The following is a 21,774-nucleotide window of genomic DNA, read 5'->3' as shown; positions in this document are numbered from 1 at the left end:
TCCCTACGCCCGAAACAGACGCAGGGATCATATAGTCATCCAGCAAGCAGGTCACCTGCTGTTTTGCGCATTTTTAGTAAAAAAATAAGATCCTTTCAGCGAAGATAAAACACCTCTTTAAGCTCATCGGTAACTGGGCTGTTGTCCGTGTTGCTCGGCATTACATCGGCCATATTTTTCCACCAGCGCTGACAAACCTCGGTCTGTGCAACCGCATTCCAACGCGCTTCGGATTCAATTTCGACGAAGCCAAACAGCAGATGACGTTTCTCATCCAAAAAGATCGAATAGTTGTGTGCGCCATGCGCTTTTAATTCGGCTTCCAGCTCTGGCCAAATCGGCGAGTGGCGACGCTGATACTCTGCGTGGGCGTCTGGATTAACCTGCATGACAAAGGCTTTACGGATCATGTTTTCTCCTTACATCGCCTGAAGGTAGAGCGCCCGAACCTGTTCACGATCTGCGCTACGCGGGTTACACGGCGCACAGGGATCGGCCAGCGCTTTATCTAACCAGCCGTCGATATCACTTTCTTTGATACCCAGCGCGTGGAATCCAGAAGGAATACCAACGCGTGCCGAGAGCTCACGAATGGCCGCGATAGCGCTGTGGCTAGCCTGTTCCTCATCTATTCCCTGCGTATTTACTCCCATTGCCTGCGCGATTCGGGCAAAGCGAGAAACCGCGTTAGGGCGATTAAAGGCTTCAACCACCGGCAATAAAATGGCGTTGCATACGCCGTGTGGCAGATTATGAGTCGCCCCCGGCTGATGCGCTAATGCATGAACTAAACCCAGGCCGGCGCTGTTAAAAGCCATCCCTGCCAGATATTGCCCATAGGCCATCATTTCACGTGCCTGAAGGTTTTGCCCATTATCCACCGCCAGCGGTAACCATTCGGCGATCATGCGAATAGACTCCAGTGCGGAGTGGTCGGTCAGTGGATGAGCGCCCACCGAAACATAGGCTTCAATCGCATGGGTTAGCGCGTCCATGCCGGTTGCGGCGGTTACCGAGGCGGGAATATTCAGCATCACAGCCGGATCGTCCACGGCAATATCAGGAATAATATTGCTGTCGATAATCACCTCTTTCACCTGACGCCGGCTATCAATAATCACCGCGTTGCTGGTGAGTTCTGCGGCGGTTCCCGCCGTAGTATTAATGGCGACCAGCGGCACACCGGCATTTTTCACTTTGCCCACGCCAGAATAGGCGGTGGAAGGGCCAGGATTGGCGGTCAGAATTTTAATGGCCTTGGTGGTATCAATTGGGCTACCACCGCCGAAGGCGATCAGGTAATCACACTGGTTTTGCTGATAGGCTTGAAAACCTGCCTGCACTAATTCTTCGGTTGGATTTGGAAACACATCTTTAAACAGCGCGTACGGCAGATTTTGCTGCTGCATTGCGCTAAACAGGCTGTCTAGCAACCCCATTTCCACTAATTGCCCATCGGTAACAATGAGCGCTTTGCCCCACTTTTTGTCGCCAAGCAGTTTCACCATATCGACGATGGCGCCGTTGCCGTGCAGGCTGATTTTCGGTAATGCCAGCATGAAACTCATGATATTGCTCCTGAAAATGAAAAACCGTTGTAATGCGCTTCCTGAAAAGAAGCGCATGCGATCGGTCTTTCTCAGCGATTAATCTTCAAGTGCCGCAGCCATTGGCGTAACACCAAAGCGTGCGGCGAGCGCAATCAGCTCCTGCGTGGAGATCGTCTGTTTTTTCCCGCCCATCGACAGTACTTTCACCATAATCTCCGCTGATTTTTCTGCGGTATCGATCAGGCCGAAAGCATCGTCTAACGTTGGGCCGCTGCCGAAAATTCCGTGGAAAGGCCACAGTACTAAACCGTGCTGGCGCATTTGTTCTGCGGTTTGCGTGCCGATGCCGTCGGTGCCCGGCACCATCCAAGGTACGATGCCAATGCCGTCAGGGAACACCACTAAACACTCGGTGCTACCTTCCCATAACAGACGGGTGAATTTGGCATTGTCCAAATCATGCACGTAGCTAAGCGCAATCAAATTGGTGGCGTGGCAATGCATGATGACGCGGTTATCGCCGCCGGTAACCTGCATACGTACGATATGCGATTGAAAATGCGCGGCCAGTTCAGAGGTTGGCAGGCCGCCTTTGGTCAATCCCCAGTGGATGTGATAGGCCATGCCATCGGCGCTAACCTGTAGCAGCACCAGATTTTCCTGCGGTGCAATTTGTACGTTGCGGAAAAATTTGCCTGAGCCGGTCACTAAGAACCAGCTATTGGCGAGTTCGGTGGCGGGCTGTGTCAGCTCAACGCAGCGCGGCTGTGAGTTAAAATCAGCGCGAAACGGCGCCACTTCTTCCTCTAATAAACGCAGGCTAACGTTGCCTCCGTTGCGTTCATCCCAGCCTTTGAGCCACATGTCGCTGGTGGCTTTAATCATGCCCTGAACGAACCAGGAATCGATGATAGATTGCATAGTTTTTATTCCTTTTATTTATCACTTAACGCTGAGACAAAATTTGTTCTTCATATTCGCGTACTGCTTTTAGCCAACTGGCATCAACGGGAACGTCGTTGCGCTGGCAGTACATTTCCCAAACCGCCTGCCAAGGCAGCGATTTTTGTTCTTCCAGCAGAGCCAGACGTGCCGTGTAGTCACCGCTTTCTTCCAAATTGCGCAGATGGTTAGTGGGTTCTAGCAAGGCACGCAGCAGGGCTTTTTTCATATTGCGGGTGCCAATCACCCACGCCGCAATGCGGTTGATGGAAGCATCGAAGAAGTCCAGCCCGATATGCACGCGGTTAAACAGGTTGTGGCGGACGATTTCGCTGGCGATTGCCTGGGTTTCATCGTCGAGCAAGACCACGTGGTCGCTGTCCCAGCGTACTGGGCGGCTAACGTGCAGCAGCAAACGAGGCACATAAAGCATGGCGCTGGAGATTTTGTCGGAGATCACTTCTGTTGGATGGAAGTGACCGGCATCCAGACACAGGGCGGTCTGGCGGCTGGCTGCGTAGCCGAGGTAGAACTCGTTCGAGCCCACGGTATAGCTCTCAGCGCCGATGCCGAAAAGTTTGCTTTCGACCGCGTCGATGTGGTGTGCAGGGTTAAGCTTTTCAGAGATAACCTCATCCAGTGCCGAAGCTAAGCGTTGACGCGGAGCCAAGCGGTCAATCGGCGTGTCTTTCATGCCGTCTGGGATCCAGATATTCATGACAGACGGCGTACCCAACTGTTCGCCAAAATAGGCCGAAATACGACGGCTGGCTTGGCAGTGCTCAATCCAGAACTGACGTGTTTCAGGGTTAGCTGAGGAGAGGGTAAAACCATCGGCGCTCAGCGGGTGAGAGAAACACGAAGGATTAAAATCTAAGCCTAAATGGTGTTTTTTAGCCCATTCGACCCAGTTTGCAAAATGGCGTGGTTCGATTTTATTACGTGCGACCGGCGTATCAGATTCTAAATAAATCGCGTGCAGATTCAGGCGTTTTGGCCCAGGGATCAGCGTTAATGTCATTTCTAAATCGGCACGCAGCTCTGCGGCGTTGCGCGCTTTGCCCGGATAGTTACCGGTGGCCTGAATACCGCCGGTCAGTGAACCTTCAGGATTTTCAAAACCGGCAACGTCATCGCCCTGCCAGCAGTGCATCGAAACTGGCAGTCTCTCCATGGTTTTCAGTGCGTTTTCGACGTCTACGCCAACAGCGTTAAAACGTTGTTTAGCCAGTTCCCAAGCCTGATCGATTGAAGTGGTCATACACATGTTCCTTTGAATTGGGCAGATGTTTGCGCACCGCCGTTGCTGAGCGATGCGGATAAAGAGCGGTGAGATGGGTTAGGGAAAAAATGTTCCAGCGGGAAGTTATGTGCCACCACGCTGCGGAAATCATGCACATTGGCGATATCTCCTAGCGCGATTAACTGGCAGCCGATATTGCCTAACGTTGAGGCCTCCACCGGACCCGCGCTGACTTCGATGTTGCAGAGATCGGCACACAGCTGATTGAGGAAACGGTTTTGGCTGCCACCGCCGACGATATGCAAATGACTGATCGGCTTACCGCGCAGCTCGGAGAGCTCTTCGGCTACCTGCTGATAGAGTTTTGCCAAGCTGTCAAAAATGCAGCGCGCCAGTTCTGCCGGTGTTTCGGGCACCGGAACACCACGCTCGCGGCAGTCGTTTTGAATTTCCAAACACATATTGGGCGGATTGATGAAGCGCTCGTCGTTCGGGTTAATCAGAAAATGGTGTGCGGGTTGTTGAGCGGCCTCTGCAATCAGGTCGGGAAGATACTGCACACCCAGCTCTTGGGTTGCGCGTTGCAGCAGCCATAAGCCCATAATATTTTTCAGCACCCGATAGCGGCCTTCTGCACCCCCTTCATTGGTGATATTGGTCTGCAAAGCATGGCTATCAGTGAACGGTGTGCGGCTTTCAATGCCCATTAATGACCATGTTCCTGAGCTGAGATAGGCCGAATCGCTATCTTGCATCGGGGTGGCTATCACCGCGCTGGCGGTGTCATGGGTGGCCACGGCAACCACAGGAACCTGTTGTCCTTTCGGGCTTTGCCAGCAGCCGATACGCTGACCCGGCTGGGTAGGTTTGCCAAACCAGCGAGCCGGAACGCCGGCATAACTCAGCAAATCGGTATCCCAATCGCCGCTATGGATATTCAACAGCTGTGTCGTACTGGCGTTGGTGTATTCCCAGTTCATTTGCCCGGTTAAACGGTAATGCAGGTAATCGGGAATAAGCAGAAAATGCTCAACCCGATCCAGCAACTCAGGCTGCTGTTCGCTGAGCGCACGCAGCTGATAAAGGGTATTGAAGGGCAAAAACTGAATGCCGGTACGCTGATAGATAAACGGTTTACCTAAGCGCTCTTGCGCCTGTGCCATAAGGCCGTGGGTACGATCGTCTCGATAAGCGACGGGATGACCGACTCGCTCGCCGTTGGTATCCAACAACACAAAATCTACGCCCCAGGTATCAATGCCAATGCTGTCCAGTGGGATATTTTCAGCATCAATTTGCTCTAGTCCGGTCCGAATTTCCTGCTCAAGGGCATCAAGATCCCAAGTATCAAAACCGTCACGAGGTACCAGCCGATTGGTGAAGCGGCGGATCTCTTTTAGCGTAAGGTGTTGCGTGCCGACGTGGTAACTCGCCAGCATCACTCGCCCGCTGGAGGCACCAAGATCGATTGCGGCAATATGGCGTGTCGTCATGTTGAACCGTCCGTCGTTGAACATTCTTATTTATCAATGACGGTCAGTGTAGAAACTTGCTTGGTGGGGCACCTTCTCATGAATGCCAGCGAAATTATGGCGATGGCAATACAGCAAAGGTGAAAGTGAAGTAAGTCACAGTTCTTAGATGCGCTGGCCTGTGATGTTCGCCGCATTTCTTAATATTGGTCGCGCATTCTTAAATAAACGAACGCTAAAAGCCGTTTTGGCGTCAAAAGTTTAAGGTTCATTTTTCAGCCTTCTTCTACTATCGAGCCATAGCAAACCGCTGGATAAATCACCCGCGTTGATACCCCGATAAGATAAGGAGTCTGACGATGACGGTTTTGCACAGTATTGATTTTTTCGCTTCTGGTTATGCGCCTGTCGCCATTGAACCTCGCGCTCCGCAGCCGGAATTTCCCGAACATCATCATGATTTCTATGAAATTGTGATTGTAGAGCAGGGCGCTGGCGTGCACGTTTTTAACGGCAATCCCTATACGCTCAACAGTGGATGCGTCTGTTTCGTTCGCGATCACGATCGTCATTTGTTTGAGCATACAGACGGTCTATTTCTCACCAATGTGCTCTTTCGAGCGCCGGATGCGTTTAAGTTTTTATCGGGCGTTGAGCAATTTTTACCGCAAGAATCTGAAGGGGTTTATCCCTCGCATTGGCGTATTAGCCAGCAGGTGTTAACGCAGGTAAAAATGCTGATGGCAAAACTCGAACAAACACCGGCCAGTGAGCGAGCCGAGGATATTGCGTTACATGAAAGCGTCTTTATGCAGCTTATTGTGCAGCTTTGGCAGGGATGTTCTGCTCAGGTGGGAGACGATCAAGAAGGGCGTTTACGCCAGTTATTGGACTGGTTGCAGCATCACTACGCTGAATCTGTTGAATGGACGGAATTAGCTGACCGCTTCTCTTTGCCGCTTCGCACCTTGCACCGCCAGCTTAAAAACCATACCGGCATGACGCCGCAGCGCTATCTGACTCGCCTGCGACTTTTGCAAGCTCGTCACCAGCTTTGTCACAGTGATAGCAGCGTGACGGATATTGCCTATCAGTGCGGTTTTGGCGACAGCAATCATTTTTCTACGCTTTTCAAACGCGAGTTTGACCAATCTCCTCGAGCTTTGCGTTATCAGGGATAACCATCTAATCACGTTAACCCAAGTGACATTTTGTTACTTAACGGCGAAATACAATGTGCGGAATCGAGAAAGCCGTCAACGTAAAACCATGATGATTCTGTAATACTTTCTGGCTAAATAAGCGTGGGAGGCGGGGAATGCGAAAGCCGTTAGTGCTGGAGAATCGGGATTATTTCCCTTCAGAACAGATGCCGGTCGCGGTTGCGGATCGTTATCCACAGCAGGTTTTTGCCGAACATTCCCACCAGTTTTGCGAGATCGTGATCGTTTGGCGTGGCAACGGTTTGCACGTTCTCAACGATCGCCCATATCGGATAACCTGCGGCGATATTTTCTATATCAACGCCGAGGACTGTCATAGCTACGAATCGGTTAACGATCTGGTTCTCGACAATATTATCTATTGCCCCGAGCGCTTACGTTTAAACGCGCAATGGAACCTATTACTGCCGCCGTTTGATGAGACTACTCGACAAAATCATTGGCGTTTAAGCACCGGTGGTTTAGCGCAGGCGAGGCCGATTATTGCTCAGCTGGCGCAAGAGAGCCGCAAAACCGACGCACTTTCGATTCAGTTGACTGAAGCTCTGCTGTTGCAGTTAGCCATTGTGTTAAAACGTTATCGTTACACGGCGGATAGTGTCTATTTGCTACCGGCTGGCGAACAGCTTGATTTGCTGATGGCTTCGCTGCAAGGTGGACTCGACAGCCATTTTGATTTAGCGGCTTTCTGCGCAGAGCATCAGCTGATTGAACGCTCGCTGAAGCAGCTATTTCGCCAGCAAACAGGGATGTCGATCAGTCATTACCTGCGTCAGCTGCGTTTGTGTCAGGCTAAGCGATTGTTGAGGCGCAGCGACTATCGTATCAGTGAAATTGCGACGCGCTGTGGCTTTGAAGACAGCAACTATTTTTCCGTGGTGTTTACCCGTGATGCTGGGCTAACACCACGAGAGTATCGCCAGCGCTTTGTGACTGAACCAGAGCGAGCGATATAACCCCTTCATACTTGAAGCAGCTCCCATTATTTGGGGTATAAACTCGAGTATGACATTAAATTTTTTGCGGCGATTTTCGTCATCATAAATAGCGGTGGCCGTGATTCGGCACCGCTAACCAGATAGGGCAGTTTGATGAAACAAATTAAATTAGGTGGTTCTACCCTGCATGTTCCTGCCATTGTGGTGGGCTGCATGCGTATGGATGAGTTGAAAGCCGCAGAGGCCGAAACTTTTGTGCAAACCGCGCTGGATTTGGGCGCAAACTTCTTCGACCACGCAGATATCTATGGCGGCGGCGAATGTGAGCGTATTTTTGCTCGCGCAGCCAAACTCAATGATGACCGTCGTGAGAAGGTCTTCTTGCAGTCTAAATGTGGGATTCGTAAAGGGTTGTTCGATTTCTCTAAAGAGCACATTTTAAAATCAGTAGACGGCATCTTAGAACGTTTAGATACCGACTATCTCGATATGCTGCTGGTACATCGCCCCGATGCGCTAATGGAACCGGAAGAGGTGGCTGAGGCGTTTGATCACTTACTGAATACCGGCAAAGTGCGCCGTTTTGGTGTCTCAAACCAAAGCCCAATGCAGATGGCTTTACTGCAAAAGTTTATGAGCCAAAAGATCTTGGCGAATCAGCTTCAATTGAGTATTACCAATAGCGGTATGATCCGCAGTGGTATTAACGTCAATATGGAAAATGCGTCGAGTCTCGATCACGACGGTGAAGTATTGAATTATTGCCGTTTAAATGACGTGACTATTCAGGCATGGTCTCCGTTCCAATACGGTATGTTTGAAGGCGTATTCCTCGGCAATCCTAAGTTCCCAGAACTGAATCAGAAAATTGATGAGATTGCGGCGCGTTATGGCGTATCAAACACCACTATTACAACGGCGTGGATTTTGCGTCATCCAGCCAATATGCAGATGATTTCAGGCACGATGAGCACTTCGCGTCTCAAGCAAATATGTCAGGCGTGCGATATCACGTTAACGCGTGAAGAATGGTATGAAATTTATCGCGCAGCCGGTAACGAGCTGCCATAAGCCTTGACGCTATTATAGTTCTAGAACAGCCAGTTTTCTGGCTGTTCTCTCGAGACAACAAACATCCTCCTATTTTATTGCCACCTCTTATTACCACTTCTTATTGCCACTCCTTAACGCAACTTCGTTTAACGTTTCTCATTCTCTATTAATTATTAATACACGTATGTGGTGTTCTGGTGTGTATTAATTTTATAGGAAAAACTATATCTAAGTATTTTCCTATATTAAGAAATGGCGCGACTAGGATGATTCCAAATACTTCGCGAGATTAAAATAGTGTATATGGCATTGTTGCGAGTTTTAAATACGTACTTAAACCTCTTTTGCTGTAAGGCTTTTAACGATTAATGGGATTTGATAGCATTTTGTTCGTCCGATGGAGCAGGATAATAATTATGATAAACACATGGCGTCTTTAATTATTTAAAAGGATTTATACCAATAACACAGAGAGCTTCTATTGTCGCTTGGATTGCGTCCTGTGGCTTAAATGCTCTTTATCTTTTTTTAGGATATTTATATTACGCAGGAAATTTTTATGAAATTGAATAAAGTTGCTTTAGCCGTAGCATTTACCGCTGCTGTAAGTTCTATGTCTGTTCTGGCTGATACTACCAATGGCCAAATCCAATTCCAAGGTGAATTGGTGAATACTGCCTGCGGTTTATCACCTAATTCTAGCCCAGTATCTGTCGATTTTGGTCAGATCCCTGTTTCAGCTCTGGCTAACGGTGCTCATGCAGGTAACGTGCAGAAAAACATCGAATTGCAGGATTGCGATACTACCGTTGCGACCAGCGCCGTTGTTTCTTACACCCCAACTAGCGTAAGCCCAGCTGATGCAACTCTGGCTGCGTTCACTTCAGGCACTGCGTCTAATGCGGGTATCGGTCTGAAAGACAGCGCCAGCCAGGATGTGGTTTGGGGTCAGGGCACCACGGCTGTACAGCTGGTGAACGGTACTAACACCATTCCATTCGTTGCCTATGTGAAAGCAGACAGCGCGGATCAGACTGCAAACCCTGTAACCGCAGGTTCTTTCCAGTCAACCATCAACTTCCAGATCGCTTACCAGTAATCTCCTAGAAGTGGTGCATACGGGGGGCGTATATCCCCCGTTTTCTACCTGTGAAATATTCAGTAGGGATAGCGAGATGATGTCAGGAATAAAGAAAAAAATATCAGTGATGCTTTTTTTATATGCGCTGTTTTTTTCCGCTGACACGCTGGCATCCAGTATTACACCAGGGAAAGTCGAAATGTCTGGTGAGCTGATTGAAACTGCCTGTGGCATTGATCCTCTTTCACGTGAGATCTGGGTTGATTTTGGCGATGTATCTGCTCGTGACATTAATATGGATAGCGAAAGTCACCTAACAAAAGATTTTAATATTCATCTTACTGGGTGCAGAGTTATTAAAAATAAAGTGGCTGCTGATGACAGCTTTCCTTATGCCACTATCACATTTATTGGCAATTCTGATCCTCATGATCCGTCAGCGCTATTAGTTACTGGAGAAGGGGAAGGATTTGGTATTCATTTACGTAATCAGCATGGAAGTATGCTGACAATAGGGCAACCTTCTCCCGGCTATGATTTAAGTAACGGGAGTAATATTCTGAGATTTACCGCCTCGCTGGTTCCGGTTAATAAACATATTAAAGCCGGTGAGTTTTATGCTATTGCTCGTTTTTTTATTGATTATAACTAAAAAATTAACCAATGCCATTTGGGGTATTCGGCGTATTCCGTCGATTAATTCGGGATAAATTGTCATGTCGGTAACACTAAAAACAAAATTAAAAATAGTGGCCTTAAAGGTGATTATTTTCTGCTATGCCAATACGGTATATGCAGACGATCTCGTTGAGTTTAATACCGACGTATTGGATGCGTCCGATCGCACCCATGTTGATTTATCCCGTTTTGCTTCAGACAACTATGTTGCCGCAGGTGATTACCTGTTGGATATCAAAATTAACAGCCAGCCGATAGGCCAAGACAAGGTGCATTACGCGCTATTACCCGATGGTAAAAGTACGCAAGCCTGCATCAGTCAGGCCGTGCTGGATAAGCTGGCATTGAAGGAAGAAGCCAGACTCAAAGTTGAGCAGGTTTCAGAAAACTGTTTTGTTTTGCAGAGCCTGCCGGGGGCTAAGCTCAGCAACTATGCGGGAACACTGGATATTACGGTGCCGCAGGCGTGGATGAAATATAACGATCCCAATTGGACGCCACCAGAGCGCTGGGATAACGGTATTGCTGGCGTCATTTTTGACTACAGTCTGACGGGCCAACTCACTCATCAGCTCGATCACAGTGAAGATTACAACTCCTTGTCGGGCTATGGTCAGGCTGGGTTCAATGTGGCTGGTTGGCGTTTTCGCAGTGAGTATCAAACCAGCTACTACAACTCAACTCACCAATTTGATTTTGATTGGAACCAGATTTACGCCTACCGTCCGCTGCCTATGATGGCGGCCAAACTGACGCTGGGCGAAATCTACCTTAACTCGCAGGTCTTCGATACGTTGCGTTTCACCGGCGTCAATCTGTCCAGCGACGAGCGTATGCTGCCGCCAAGTCTACAAGGCTATGCGCCAGAGGTGCACGGCGTGGCACGCACTAGCGCTAAAGTAACGGTAAGCCAGAGCGGCCGAATAATCTATCAAACTACCGTGCCAGCCGGTCCATTCAACATTCAGGATCTGAGCAGCTCGGTGCGTGGAACGCTGGACGTTAAAGTTGAAGAGCAGGATGGTTCGGTATCCACCTTTCAGGTGAATACCGCCAATATTCCTTATCTCACGCGCCCAGGCTACGTGCGTTACAACATCGCCGCGGGGCAGCCTTCCCGCTATACCCACCAAACTCAAGGGCCCGGCTTTGTCTCGGGGGATTTCTCGTGGGGTATTTCCAACGCGTGGTCTCTGTACGGTGGTTTGCAAACGGCGGGTGAAGAGTACAACGCCATGTCGATGGGGATTGGGCGCGATCTCAGTATGTTTGGGGCTATCTCCGTGGATGCCACCGAATCATGGAGCCAAAACCGTGATGGCGAGCGCCTGAAAGGAACGTCGTACAAACTCAGCTACGCCAAAACCTTCGACGAATACAACAGTTCCATCACGTTTGCGGGCTATCGATTCTCGCAGCAAGACTTCCGCTCGATGGCGCAATACATGGATGAACGGTATCAGGATTACGACCATGTTGGGCGTGAGAAAGAGCTATACACCATCACCGGTAACAAAACGTTCTGGGCTGATGAGCCGAGCAAAACGCTGACCACGTTCCTGACCTATACCCACCAAAACTATTGGGATCGAAATAGCCAAGATCGCTATGGCGTGTCACTGGGACGAACTTTCCGCGTCGGTGAAATTAACGGTATTACGGCCAATCTCTCTGCGTATCGCACCGACTATAAAGATCGGCGTGATGACTCTATTGCAATTTCAATCTCTGTGCCAGTTGGTGATAGCCGCTGGGCCGGTTTGGATATGCAAACCAATAACGGCAAAACCAGTCCGATGATGTCGTACACCGACAATAGCGACAATAACAACCTATGGCGAGTGCGCGCAGGGGCCAGCCAAAGCGGCAACGCCAATATGGATGGTTATTACCAGCACCGTTCGCAGATGGCCGAAATCAACAGCAACCTCAGCTATCAGCAAAGCCATTATGTGGCGCTAAGCAGCACGCTGCGCGGTGGTTTCACGGCGACACGCCATGGTGCCGCACTGCATAACAGCGGAGCCACGCTTAATACGGCTCGCATGATGGTAGATACCAACGGTATTGCAGGTGTTCCGCTAAACGGAAGCAAATCGCGAACCAATCGATTTGGTATCGCGGTGGTGCCCGACGTTGTCAGCTACAACAGTTTTGATACCCGTGTTGATGTGGATGCGATGGACAGTGACATCGAGCCATCAAAAGCCATCAGCACGACCACGCTAACCGAAGGCGCTATCGGCTACCAGTCCTTCGGGATGGCAAAAGGGATGAAGATGATGGCAAACATTCGTCGCTCTGATAGCAGTACACCGCCATTCGGCGCTGAAGTCTTTAATGACGACGGTGTCAGCGTAGCGATGGTGCTTGATGACGGTCAGGCGTGGCTTGCCGGTGTTAATCCTGATGAGACGCTCAAGGTGGTCTGGAACGGAAAAACACAATGCAAGATCACTATTCCGGCAAAGGCGTCGAATTATTCGAATTCTGTTTTGCTGCCTTGCCATTAAGCGATGCGGCTAAATCGAAGCAACAAATCTATGACGAAGCAACAAATCCATTACTGTCATAAAAGGCTAAAAATGAGCATGAAGAAAAAAAGCGGATGCGGCTGGATAGCGGCGATGGCTCTGACGGTTCTGACCGGCTACGCACAGGCGGGCGTTTCACTGGATCGCACGCGGATCATTATTACCGAAAAAGAGAGCTCATCGAGCGCCAACCTGTCCAACACGAGCCCAGATATTCCTTTTTTGGCTCAGTCATGGGTAGAGGACGCGGAAGGTCACAAGATCACCTCGCCGTTAATGGTTTTACCGCCGCTACAGCGAATCAACGGTGGACAGAAGGGGATTGCCCGCGTGACCAAAACCGGTGCGATAAACACGCTGCCTCAGGATCGCGAAAGCCTGTTTTATCTCAACGTGCGTGAAATTCCGCCTAAACCGAATAAGCCCAACATGCTGCAACTCGCTATGCAGTCACGTATCAAGCTTTTCTATCGTCCGGCGGCAATTATCCCTGCCAGCAAAAATGAGATCTGGCAAAACCAAGTGGTGTTCCAGAAAAGCGGCAGCACGATGACGGCGCAAAACCCAACGCCGTACTACGTCACGATTATTGGTTTAACGAATAGCGCGGGCAGCAAAATAACTCGCTTCCCAGGAATTATGGTTGCCCCGAAATCGAGCCTTGATTTTGCGGTTACCGATGCGTCGGTGAGCGCGTTCTCCATGATGTATGTCAATGATTATGGCGGCCATCCGGAACTGAAGTTCAGCTGTTCAGGCAGCACCTGTAAAGCGTTGCCTAGCGCGCAGCAGGAATAACCATAAGGACCCGACAATGCAAAATCGATTAGCGTTATGCGCATTTCTGGCACTGGGTGTTGTGTTTCAGGCTCAGTCTACGGTGCCGTTGTTGCCACAACATCAAGATCGGGATCATGCCGGTGAAGATGGCGGCATTGTTCGGTTCCATGGTTCTGTGTATGCCTCTCCATGCGTGATGGCGGGGGAGAGCCGGATGCAAGACATCGATATGGGCGAAATGACGGCGCGTAGTTTTCATCGTGCTGGCGATCACAGCCAGCCGGTGCTGATCAAAATCTATCTACGCGATTGCCTAAAGGGGGCATCAATGGCGCGGAGTAGCTTGGCTTCTAAGACGACGGGAAGCGATTGGCGAGCCTATACCACCGGCGAGCAAGCCGTGCAGATGACCTTTATTGGTGAGTCCGATGTAGCCGACCCCGCGCTACTACACACTACCGGTATGGTGCAAGGTGCAGGTATTCGTTTGATGGATATGTCAGGCAATAAGCTGGCGATTAATCAGACCCAGACGCCTTCTTTAGTGAAATACGGCGATAGCGTATTGACCTTTATGGCCGCATTGGAATCGACGGGAAACTCGGTCACCGCCGGTGAATTCCAAGGATTGCTGCGCGTGAAAATGGAGTATTTGTAATGAAACTGTCTGGCCTATTCTCACGCCAAACGTGCGTTACGTGTGCGCTCGCTCTATCGCTACTTCCCGCTGGCGCGCAGGCCTATATCGATGGAGAAATTATTCCGGTCGGTGGCCCGCATCAATACAACATCGATGTGGGAAATCAGGATATTACCTCTAACGTGGCGGGGTCTCTGATTAGCTCTGAGTTCGCATTAGGTGGGCTTTATGCCGGGACAGCCTACTGCAATACGCCGATGACGAATCAGCCGGTATTTTTCACCTCGCGTGCGACGTTGGCTGAATCAGGCAATAACCCAGGCTATCTGCGTTTGAACGACTATATGGATGTCAAAATTGAAATCTACATCCGTGGTAACCGTCTCGAATACCTGCCAGTTCCCTTCAACAATGAAAGCAACCGCGCATATCAGAATACCTGTGCGCCGCCATCAGTGCAGTACACCGATTTTGAATCCGGGTCGAAGGGGCGTGTCACTTTTATGATCACGAAACCCATTATCAACGGGGTCAATCTGGTCGGGACGCAAATAGCTGAGTTATATGGCCGCATTGGCTCAACGGCCTCCGGTATTGGCTCAGTGCCGATGTCAGTGATTTATATCAACTCGGGTGTTCTTACCGTGCCAGATAAATGCGTGGTGAATCAGGGAACGCCTATCGTGGTGGATTTCGGCACCATTCCAGGTACGGGCAGCAAGCTCAATGGCAATAACTACAGCCATAACGTCCCTATTCACGTGAAGTGTGAAGGCGGAAGTTTTACCACCGGCAGCCTGAATATCAAACTGGCTATTCAGCAGGCCAGCCCAGCCAGCTTTAACAGTGATTATCTGGGAACCACCGGTTCGGGCGATCGTTCAAATTTGGGCATCAAGCTGACAGATCAAAGCGGTTCGACCATCACGCCGAATAGATTTTATAACGTCCCTGGTTTTAACAATAACGAGGGGGATTGGAACCTCATCGCAGCGCCGATTGCAAACGCCGGAACCAACATTGAAGAAGGTGATTTTCAGGCTTCCGCAACCGTTGTTGCAGAGTTCCAGTAAGGAGAAATTATGCGTCTGATGGAACTTGCTGTGCTAGCGACGCTGATGTTCAGCAGCGCGGTTGAAGCGACGGGAGAGCTGGTGGGGGGCGCGATGACCTTTAAAGGCGTGGTTGTTGCTCTGCCTTGTAGCATTGCTCCGGGATCGGAAAAAGTGCCGGTGGACTTTGGTGAGATTTCAACCAAGTCGCTTTATGCGACGGGGAAAACCACACCCATTGCGTTTTCGATTGTGTTAGAGGACTGCAACCCCAGCGTATTTGACTCGGTAACGGTCACCTTTGACGGCGACCGGAATTCGAATATGACCGATCGTTTGGCTATTAAATCCGTGGCACCAAGCGGCGCGAGCGGCGTAGGAATTGGCTTAGAAGAAAGCGATGGTTCACCAATTCGGCTCAATACGCCAACCAACGCAACGGCTATCACCGATACCGTAATGCAGTTGAACTTCCAAGCCTTCGTGGAAGGCGAACCACAGGCGTTAGCGAATGGAACGCTAACGACCGGTGCTTTCACTGCAACAGCTAACTACACGTTAAATTATCAGTGATTTGCTGAGAAGGTATTTATAAATGAATTATCAGTGCTTTTTCTTTGATAAAAATATCTTTTTCTCTCAAGGCTTGAAGTCCGTTATTCAGGATGCTTGTGATGACTCAATGCGAGTCCAATTTACCAGCTCTAATAATATACATCAGCTCGTTGAGGTGCTTAAACAGCAAAGGAATGAACGAGAACAGCGCTGGGTGATTTGTGATTTTGAAAGCTTTCCTCAGGGGCGGTTTAATGTGCTCAATATGATCAAGATGTACTACCGTCATCATCGACAGAAACTCGTTATTTTATTGAGCGAAAATAACATCCCGCTTTTTTTTGCGCTGCACTCGCTATTACCTGGTGCACATTGGCTATTAAAAAGTGAATCTAAACAGAATGTGAATCTATTTTTTAATGAGCTGAAGTGTAGCGAAATAGGACAAACTGTTTTTAGTCCCTCATTGGTGAGCTATACCCGAATGAAATGGTTAACCGCCGACGCAGGGTGTTATATCTCAAGCGATGAGTGGTGGCTCATGGAAGAGATATTTAAGGGTAAATCACTTTCGCAGATAGCGAACGAAGTCAATATTAACGTTCGAAGGTTGAGTTATTACAAACGACGTTTAATGAAGCGGCTTAATGTCACCAGCAATGTCGCTTTGTTCAATGTTTTTAAATGTATTGTGGCAACACCTCGGAATGACTGAGTTATCAACGATTTTTAAAGATTACTGGTGCAATGTTCATCGGTAGGTACATGCAATTCATTGCATATTTTTAATAAACTAAGGTAAGGATTATATATGAAACACATTAATGCAGCGGAAGCCGCACAGATCGTTGGTGGCAACTGCAAAACGTGTAGCAGCTCTTATGAAACCGTAGTCATTGGCGGCGTAGCATCTTGTAAGTTAGTGACAGTTTGCACTGACAAACATGGTTCAACGACCACCATGAAAGATGCCGATATGAACCTGTGCCGCGTGCCAAATCGTTAATCTCTCTAGTTTTCTAAATAAATAGTTACCAATACATGGAGAGTTACTCTCCATGTATTTATTCGACGATCAATTTTGGGGCATTAAAGTTATGCAGTTTAAACGCACGACGGTTATTAGCTATTCATTGCTGCTTGTCATTGTCTCATCTTTGATGACCGTGTTGTTTTACCATGTATTTGTGTTTAAGTCGTTTTCCAATGATAGCGATAATCAAACGTCGCCACAGAAAGAGTTAACTATTGCGCAGGCAGAGAAAAGCCCAATAAAAGAAAATAATAGCATTATTGAAGTGATGTCCTATGGCTGTCATTACTGCGCCGCGAATGAGGATAATGTGAGGGAGTTCGTTAAAAAACTGCCCGCCAGTGTGGTATTTGAATCAATACATATCAATACGGAAAAAAGTGGATTATCTGCCTTTGCCCCTATTTTTGCTACGCTGCAAGAAATGGGCGTAGAACCTGCCGTACGTGATAGTGCATATAACGCTATTATTGCCCGAGGTATTAACCTAACGGATACAGCAGAATTAGATAAATGGCTGGTTAAAAATAGCATCGATATTGCTGAATATAAAAAAGCACGAACTAGTGAAGCTGTTAAGCATCGATTAGATGAAATGTCAGCCATCACAGATTTTTACGATATTACGGCAACGCCGATTTTTATTATTAATAAGCGTTTTGTTGTCGCTCAAGATAGTTCTTTCCCTGAATTCTCAAAACGTATGTTGAATTTGCTCGGAAAGGATAAGTAATGGCGATGACCCGGTTTCTGCTGGTGTGGATCGTTTTCTGCACCAAAAATATTGGCGGATATTTGCATCAAGTGACTCATCGCTTACTTTCCGCGCTGAAAACATTCTTTTGCTGGGTGCTGCGTTTTTGTAACGTGCGCCTTGTGCTGGCTATCGCTCGCGGGCTCTGTTTTTTGGGCGTGCTTGGGCGTGAGTTTCGTCATCAGAATCCGGTTGCGACCCAGAACTTTCACTGCTTAACGGGGCAAAAAGGGCGCATCGATGCGTCATGGATTGCGGTTCGGCGCAAAATTCTAGAGGCCAGCGCAACGTGGGCACAAAACCCAAAGGTGCTACAGCAGCTAGCCGCCTGTACTCAACAGCTCGATGAGGCCGTGGCGCCGCTTCGCCTGCGAAAAAACGCGGTCATATTGGCGCCGCTGCACAGTATTTCTGATGTGCTCGCTGCGATGGTAGCCGCTGGCGTAACACCGGGGCGTGCCAGCGTTATCGTGTCTTCCAGCGCTGAACAGTACAACGCCCGCGCGCGTGCCTTAGGGGGCGTGAATCTTTCCTACTGCTCTATTCATCAAGATAGCAAACAACTGGCTTCCAGCCTGACTTCGTTGCTAAGCGACGTCGCGATGGGACAGCAAAACCTCATCATTTTTCCCGATATTACGCCGGACTATACCGTGCAAACCGAAGAAGCCGCATCGGGGAAACTACGCTGTCGGCTGTTTGGACGTGTTGCGGGGCTGCATAGCGGTATTGTGCGTTTGGCGCGGGCAGTTTCTGCTCAGGTGGTTTTCTACCATCTCTATGAGCAAGACGGGCTGCGTATCCATATTCATGAGCCGGTAAAAGCGCGCGATGTGGCGGAGAAACTGCCAGAAATTATCGAGCAGGCGCTGCACGAATATCCACATGATTGGCTGCTTTGGCATAGCCACTCTCTGTATTTTATCAATCAATAACTAATGATGATGAAACCAATAATACCCGATCTGATTTTTCAGGAAGAGACCAACGAATGTGGGCTGGCGTGCATTGCCATGCTGGCGCAAACGCAGGGACGAAAAACCGATCTGGACACGCTGAGAGCGCGTTTCCCCGCGTCGGACCATGGAACTTCACTGAACGATTTATCCACCATTCTGGCGAGTCTTGGCATTGCTTCGGCTCCCGTGCTTTTTGAGCACCATGAGCTCAGTGAATTGCCTCTACCTGCTATTTTGCACTATGGCGCGAGCCACTATGTCGTGTTGGCCTATCGCAAAGGTCAGCAGGTGTGTGTGATGAATCCCGCGATTGGCCAGCAATGGTTGCCCTTTGCCTCGCTGAAAACTGAAATCAGCGGCTATGCACTCATTCTCGATCCACAAACGCGGGTTACCGCGGAACAGAGCGCCGAAACAGGCACGACGAAAAGCGCATTGCCGCATGCGATGAGTTTGAAAGAAACGGCAGCGGTGCCCGGTATGTATGGGCTGATGTTGATAACGTTTTTGGTTTCTCTCACGTTATTCCTCATGCCTTCGATGGTCAGTAACGCCATCAATCAGGCATTTGCTGAGGTGGGTAACAGCCGCTTTCCTTACGGTTGGTTTATTGCTGCGTTTATTGCCTCAACGTTGCTGGCGTTAGGTGTACGCGTGATCAGCGAGCGCTTTATCAAGCGTTTTGTCCTGCTCAACAGCAGCGTGGGTTTTTCGCGGCTGCTCGCCAATCCGCTGCGGTTTTTTGAAAAACGCGCACCGGGCGACATCTTTAGCCGATTTATCGCTTGGCAGGGCGGGCTGTTGCAGAAAATCGAGCTGGATAACGGTTTGCGAAGTGACTGGGTTATCTGCCTTATCGCGTTGGGCATTATGTTTTGGATTGCTCCCGTGTTGGCGCTGATTTCAGGCGTTGGGGTGATAGCCATGGGGATGATCAGTATCTGGGCGGTGCTGCGCGATCGTTGGTATACCCAGCAGTTGCAGCTCAAAAGCGCAGTGCTCAATGACTTTTTCATGGAAACGTTGCAAGGCGTTTTAACCATCAAAACGGCCGGACTTGAGAGCCAGCGCAAGGCCCAGTTTGCATGGTTCAGCCGCGATTTGTTTGGCTGCTTGCAGCGGCAGAAGGTCTATCAGCAGGTCAAAGAGGGGCTGTATCAACTGGTGGGCAGCCTTGAGATGGTGGTTTTCATGCTGGTGGTTCTGCCCATGGTGAATAACAAGCAGATCTCTTTGGGCGATTTTTTTGCCTATAGCTTCCTACGCCAGATTTTTAGCTCTTATGTGACGCGTATTTTCTTTTCGATTATTCAAAAATCCCAGCTGCATGTGATTGATACCCGCGCTCACAGCCTATTTTCGGCCGATGAAGATCAACATGCGATACCGCAAAGCACCGAACTGAGTACGGTAGCGCCGCATGTGCGCTTCGAGCGGGTACGGTTCTATTACGATCCGGCGAAAACGATTTTCGCGGGTATTTCTCTCGATCTGCCTGCGGGATCGCAAATCGCGATTGTCGGCGAGTCGGGGGCGGGGAAAAGTACTTTATTGCGACTGATCGCGGGCTTGTTCTCCCCTCAAGAGGGGAACGTGTTGGTTGATGGAAACGCCGTTCTCGCTCAGCAACTGGCATCGTTAGTGTGTCTGCAAAGCCAAGAAGACATTCTGTTTAATGCGTCCGTTTTGGAAAATATCACCCTGTTCGACCCTCATTATCGCGACAGCGATCGCGGGCGTATTGAGGAATTACTCACCTCGCTGGCGCTGTATCCGGTGATCCATCAGTTGCCCGGCGGTATCAATGCGCTAATCCGTGAAAGCCATGCCGCGCTTTCGCTTGGACAGCGTCAGCGCTTGCTGCTGGCACGTTCGCTGTATAGCTCGCGGCCAATTTTGCTGCTGGATGAACCCACGGCCAATTTGGATAACGAAACGGCACGCACCGTTATGGCAGCGGTTCAGCAACATTGCCGTAAAACCGGCAAAACCTTGATTGTGGTCACTCACAGCCAGCACATTCTGCCGCAGTTTTCGCAGGTTTATCACCTGTCCGACGGCGAGCTAACGCCTATAGCGCCGGTTGAGACCAAATCGATGGTTAACGTGGAGCTTTTGGCATGAAGCAATGGCGCTCTTTTGTCACCTCGCGCTGGCTGCTCGCGTTGCTTGCCGGAGCGATCATATTGCTGACGGCGATCGGCCTGTCGCAGGGTTTTTCTGCGCCAGAACCGGTGATGACCGAGCAGGTTGACCGGGGCGACATTGAAAAAGTGGTTTTGGCGACCGGTACGCTTAAGCCATCTATGCAGGTCAATGTGGGAGCTCAGGTTAATGGGCAGCTACGAAAGCTGTATGTTCGTCAGGGCGACAAAGTCGAGAAAGGGCAGTTGCTGGCGGAGATCGACCCCACGCTGCAAGAGTCCGATCTGAGTAATGCAACGGCGCAGTTAGCCAGCGCTAAAGCGCAAAAACTGGCCTCGCAGGCTATGTTGGTGCGCTATCGCCAAGAACTGAACCGCCAGCAAGCCATGATGCGCGATGGTTCCGGCGTGCGAAGCGATGTGGAGCAGGCGCAGGCGCAATATGACGCTCAGCGTCAGCAGGTTGAGATGAATGATGCACAGATTGTGCAGGCCGAAATGGTTGTTAAAACTGCCAACGCGAACCTGAGCTATACCCGCATTGTTGCGCCTATCAGCGGCGAAGTGCTGGGCATTGTGACCAATGAAGGACAAACCATCGTGTCATCACAAACGGCTCCCACCATTCTGGTATTAGCCGTCCTCGACAAAATGCTGGTTCAAACGCGAATCTCAGAGGCAGATATTCAGAAAATACAGCCCGGTCAACCGCTGTGGTTTTATGTAATTGCCAACCCTGAGAAACGATACACCAGCCAAATGGGCTTTGTTCAGCCCGCTCCTCAAGAAGCTTTGGAAGAGCAGGCAAATGGGAATAGTGCGGCAAGCCAGCAGGCCAACGCGGTGTATTACAACGGCACGTTTGCCGTTGATAACGCTCAGCGCGAGCTGAAAACCTCTATGACTGCTCAGGTGTTTGTGCGCGTTGCCGAGGCGAAGAATGTGTTGCGTGTGCCGGTTTCAACGCTGGGGCGGGCGCTGAGCACCGACAGCTACCTGATTACCGTACTTGAAAACGGTAAGCCACAGCAGCGCAAGATCCGTATTGGCATCAACGATCGTCAGTTTGCTCAGGTGCTCGAGGGATTACAGCTGGGCGACCGCGTAGTGATGCCAGCGGATGGTGCACAGGGATGAGTGCGA

General features: G+C 49.8%; 21 protein-coding genes. 16 read left to right on the top strand and 5 right to left on the bottom strand.

The window, feature by feature from the left end; genetic code table 11:
* Positions 1-95 precede the first annotated feature (95 nt).
* The 5 genes from rhaM to rhaB form a co-directional block, all read right to left on the bottom strand.
* Positions 96-410: an L-rhamnose mutarotase gene (gene rhaM, locus RSC70_RS13610; RefSeq protein ID WP_332542749.1), complete on the bottom strand. Its 315-nt coding sequence runs from the start codon at positions 408-410 to the stop codon at positions 96-98.
* A gap of 9 nt (positions 411-419) precedes the next feature.
* Positions 420-1,568 (bottom strand): lactaldehyde reductase, encoded by a 1,149-nt coding sequence (gene fucO, locus RSC70_RS13605; protein ID WP_332542748.1) that lies wholly within the window; start codon positions 1,566-1,568, stop codon positions 420-422.
* Positions 1,569-1,646: 78 nt separating this feature from the next.
* Complete coding sequence (gene rhaD / locus RSC70_RS13600) at positions 1,647-2,471, bottom strand: rhamnulose-1-phosphate aldolase (RefSeq protein ID WP_025800609.1); 825 nt, start codon at positions 2,469-2,471, stop codon at positions 1,647-1,649.
* A gap of 25 nt (positions 2,472-2,496) precedes the next feature.
* On the bottom strand, positions 2,497-3,753 hold the full coding sequence (locus tag RSC70_RS13595) for an L-rhamnose isomerase (RefSeq protein ID WP_332542747.1): 1,257 nt from the start codon (positions 3,751-3,753) through the stop codon (positions 2,497-2,499).
* The gene (gene rhaB / locus RSC70_RS13590; protein WP_442904302.1) at positions 3,750-5,228 is read right to left on the bottom strand and encodes a rhamnulokinase; all 1,479 of its coding nucleotides are present in this window, start codon (positions 5,226-5,228) and stop codon (positions 3,750-3,752) included. Before rhaB ends, RSC70_RS13595 begins: the two co-directional genes overlap by 4 nt.
* A gap of 338 nt (positions 5,229-5,566) precedes the next feature.
* Between rhaB and rhaS the strand changes: the two genes are divergently transcribed.
* The 16 genes from rhaS to RSC70_RS13510 all read left to right on the top strand — a co-directional run bounded on the left by rhaS (position 5,567) and on the right by RSC70_RS13510 (position 21,768).
* Positions 5,567-6,388 (top strand): HTH-type transcriptional activator RhaS, encoded by an 822-nt coding sequence (rhaS, locus tag RSC70_RS13585; protein ID WP_040045641.1) that lies wholly within the window; start codon positions 5,567-5,569, stop codon positions 6,386-6,388.
* A gap of 137 nt (positions 6,389-6,525) precedes the next feature.
* Positions 6,526-7,386 carry an HTH-type transcriptional activator RhaR gene (gene rhaR, locus RSC70_RS13580; protein WP_103009159.1) on the top strand — a complete coding sequence of 287 codons (861 nt, stop codon included), beginning with the start codon at positions 6,526-6,528 and terminating at the stop codon, positions 7,384-7,386.
* 135 nt (positions 7,387-7,521) lie between these two features.
* On the top strand, positions 7,522-8,439 hold the full coding sequence (locus RSC70_RS13575; RefSeq protein WP_040045643.1) for an aldo/keto reductase: 918 nt from the start codon (positions 7,522-7,524) through the stop codon (positions 8,437-8,439).
* 541 nt (positions 8,440-8,980) lie between these two features.
* Entirely contained in the window at positions 8,981-9,520 is a 540-nt protein-coding gene (locus RSC70_RS13570) for a fimbrial protein (RefSeq protein WP_025800615.1), read from the top strand.
* A 76-nt stretch (positions 9,521-9,596) separates the two neighbouring features.
* Positions 9,597-10,154, top strand: a complete 558-nt coding sequence (locus RSC70_RS13565; protein ID WP_103009161.1) for a fimbrial protein — start codon at positions 9,597-9,599, stop codon at positions 10,152-10,154.
* Between the two features lie 64 nt (positions 10,155-10,218).
* Positions 10,219-12,693, top strand: coding sequence for a fimbria/pilus outer membrane usher protein (locus tag RSC70_RS13560; RefSeq protein ID WP_332542745.1), 2,475 nt, complete (start codon positions 10,219-10,221; stop codon positions 12,691-12,693).
* A gap of 78 nt (positions 12,694-12,771) precedes the next feature.
* Positions 12,772-13,512 carry a fimbrial biogenesis chaperone gene (locus RSC70_RS13555; RefSeq protein WP_410471292.1) on the top strand — a complete coding sequence of 247 codons (741 nt, stop codon included), beginning with the start codon at positions 12,772-12,774 and terminating at the stop codon, positions 13,510-13,512.
* Positions 13,513-13,528: 16 nt separating this feature from the next.
* Entirely contained in the window at positions 13,529-14,152 is a 624-nt protein-coding gene (locus RSC70_RS13550) for a fimbrial protein (protein ID WP_040045647.1), read from the top strand.
* Positions 14,152-15,207, top strand: a complete 1,056-nt coding sequence (locus RSC70_RS13545; RefSeq protein ID WP_063585683.1) for a fimbrial protein — start codon at positions 14,152-14,154, stop codon at positions 15,205-15,207. The genes RSC70_RS13550 and RSC70_RS13545 overlap by 1 nt, the downstream gene beginning before the upstream one ends.
* A gap of 9 nt (positions 15,208-15,216) precedes the next feature.
* Positions 15,217-15,759: a fimbrial protein gene (locus tag RSC70_RS13540; protein WP_332542744.1), complete on the top strand. Its 543-nt coding sequence runs from the start codon at positions 15,217-15,219 to the stop codon at positions 15,757-15,759.
* A 22-nt stretch (positions 15,760-15,781) separates the two neighbouring features.
* Positions 15,782-16,456: a LuxR C-terminal-related transcriptional regulator gene (locus RSC70_RS13535; protein WP_025800622.1), complete on the top strand. Its 675-nt coding sequence runs from the start codon at positions 15,782-15,784 to the stop codon at positions 16,454-16,456.
* A gap of 96 nt (positions 16,457-16,552) precedes the next feature.
* Positions 16,553-16,747, top strand: coding sequence for a DUF4762 domain-containing protein (locus RSC70_RS13530; RefSeq protein ID WP_025800623.1), 195 nt, complete (start codon positions 16,553-16,555; stop codon positions 16,745-16,747).
* Positions 16,748-16,838: 91 nt separating this feature from the next.
* Entirely contained in the window at positions 16,839-17,507 is a 669-nt protein-coding gene (locus tag RSC70_RS13525) for a DsbA family protein (RefSeq protein ID WP_332542772.1), read from the top strand.
* A gap of 5 nt (positions 17,508-17,512) precedes the next feature.
* Complete coding sequence (locus RSC70_RS13520; RefSeq protein WP_332542771.1) at positions 17,513-18,463, top strand: ABC transporter; 951 nt, start codon at positions 17,513-17,515, stop codon at positions 18,461-18,463.
* A 9-nt stretch (positions 18,464-18,472) separates the two neighbouring features.
* The gene (locus tag RSC70_RS13515) at positions 18,473-20,611 is read left to right on the top strand and encodes a peptidase domain-containing ABC transporter (RefSeq protein WP_332542770.1); all 2,139 of its coding nucleotides are present in this window, start codon (positions 18,473-18,475) and stop codon (positions 20,609-20,611) included.
* Positions 20,608-21,768: an efflux RND transporter periplasmic adaptor subunit gene (locus RSC70_RS13510; protein ID WP_332542743.1), complete on the top strand. Its 1,161-nt coding sequence runs from the start codon at positions 20,608-20,610 to the stop codon at positions 21,766-21,768. Before RSC70_RS13515 ends, RSC70_RS13510 begins: the two co-directional genes overlap by 4 nt.
* Positions 21,769-21,774: the final 6 nt, after the last annotated feature.

The sequence above is a fragment of the Hafnia sp. genome (assembly GCF_036648275.1).
GTDB classification, from domain to species: domain Bacteria; phylum Pseudomonadota; class Gammaproteobacteria; order Enterobacterales; family Enterobacteriaceae; genus Hafnia; species Hafnia alvei.
The sequence above is the reverse complement of the archived record's forward strand: the minus strand, read 5'-3'. Positions and strand labels throughout refer to the sequence as shown.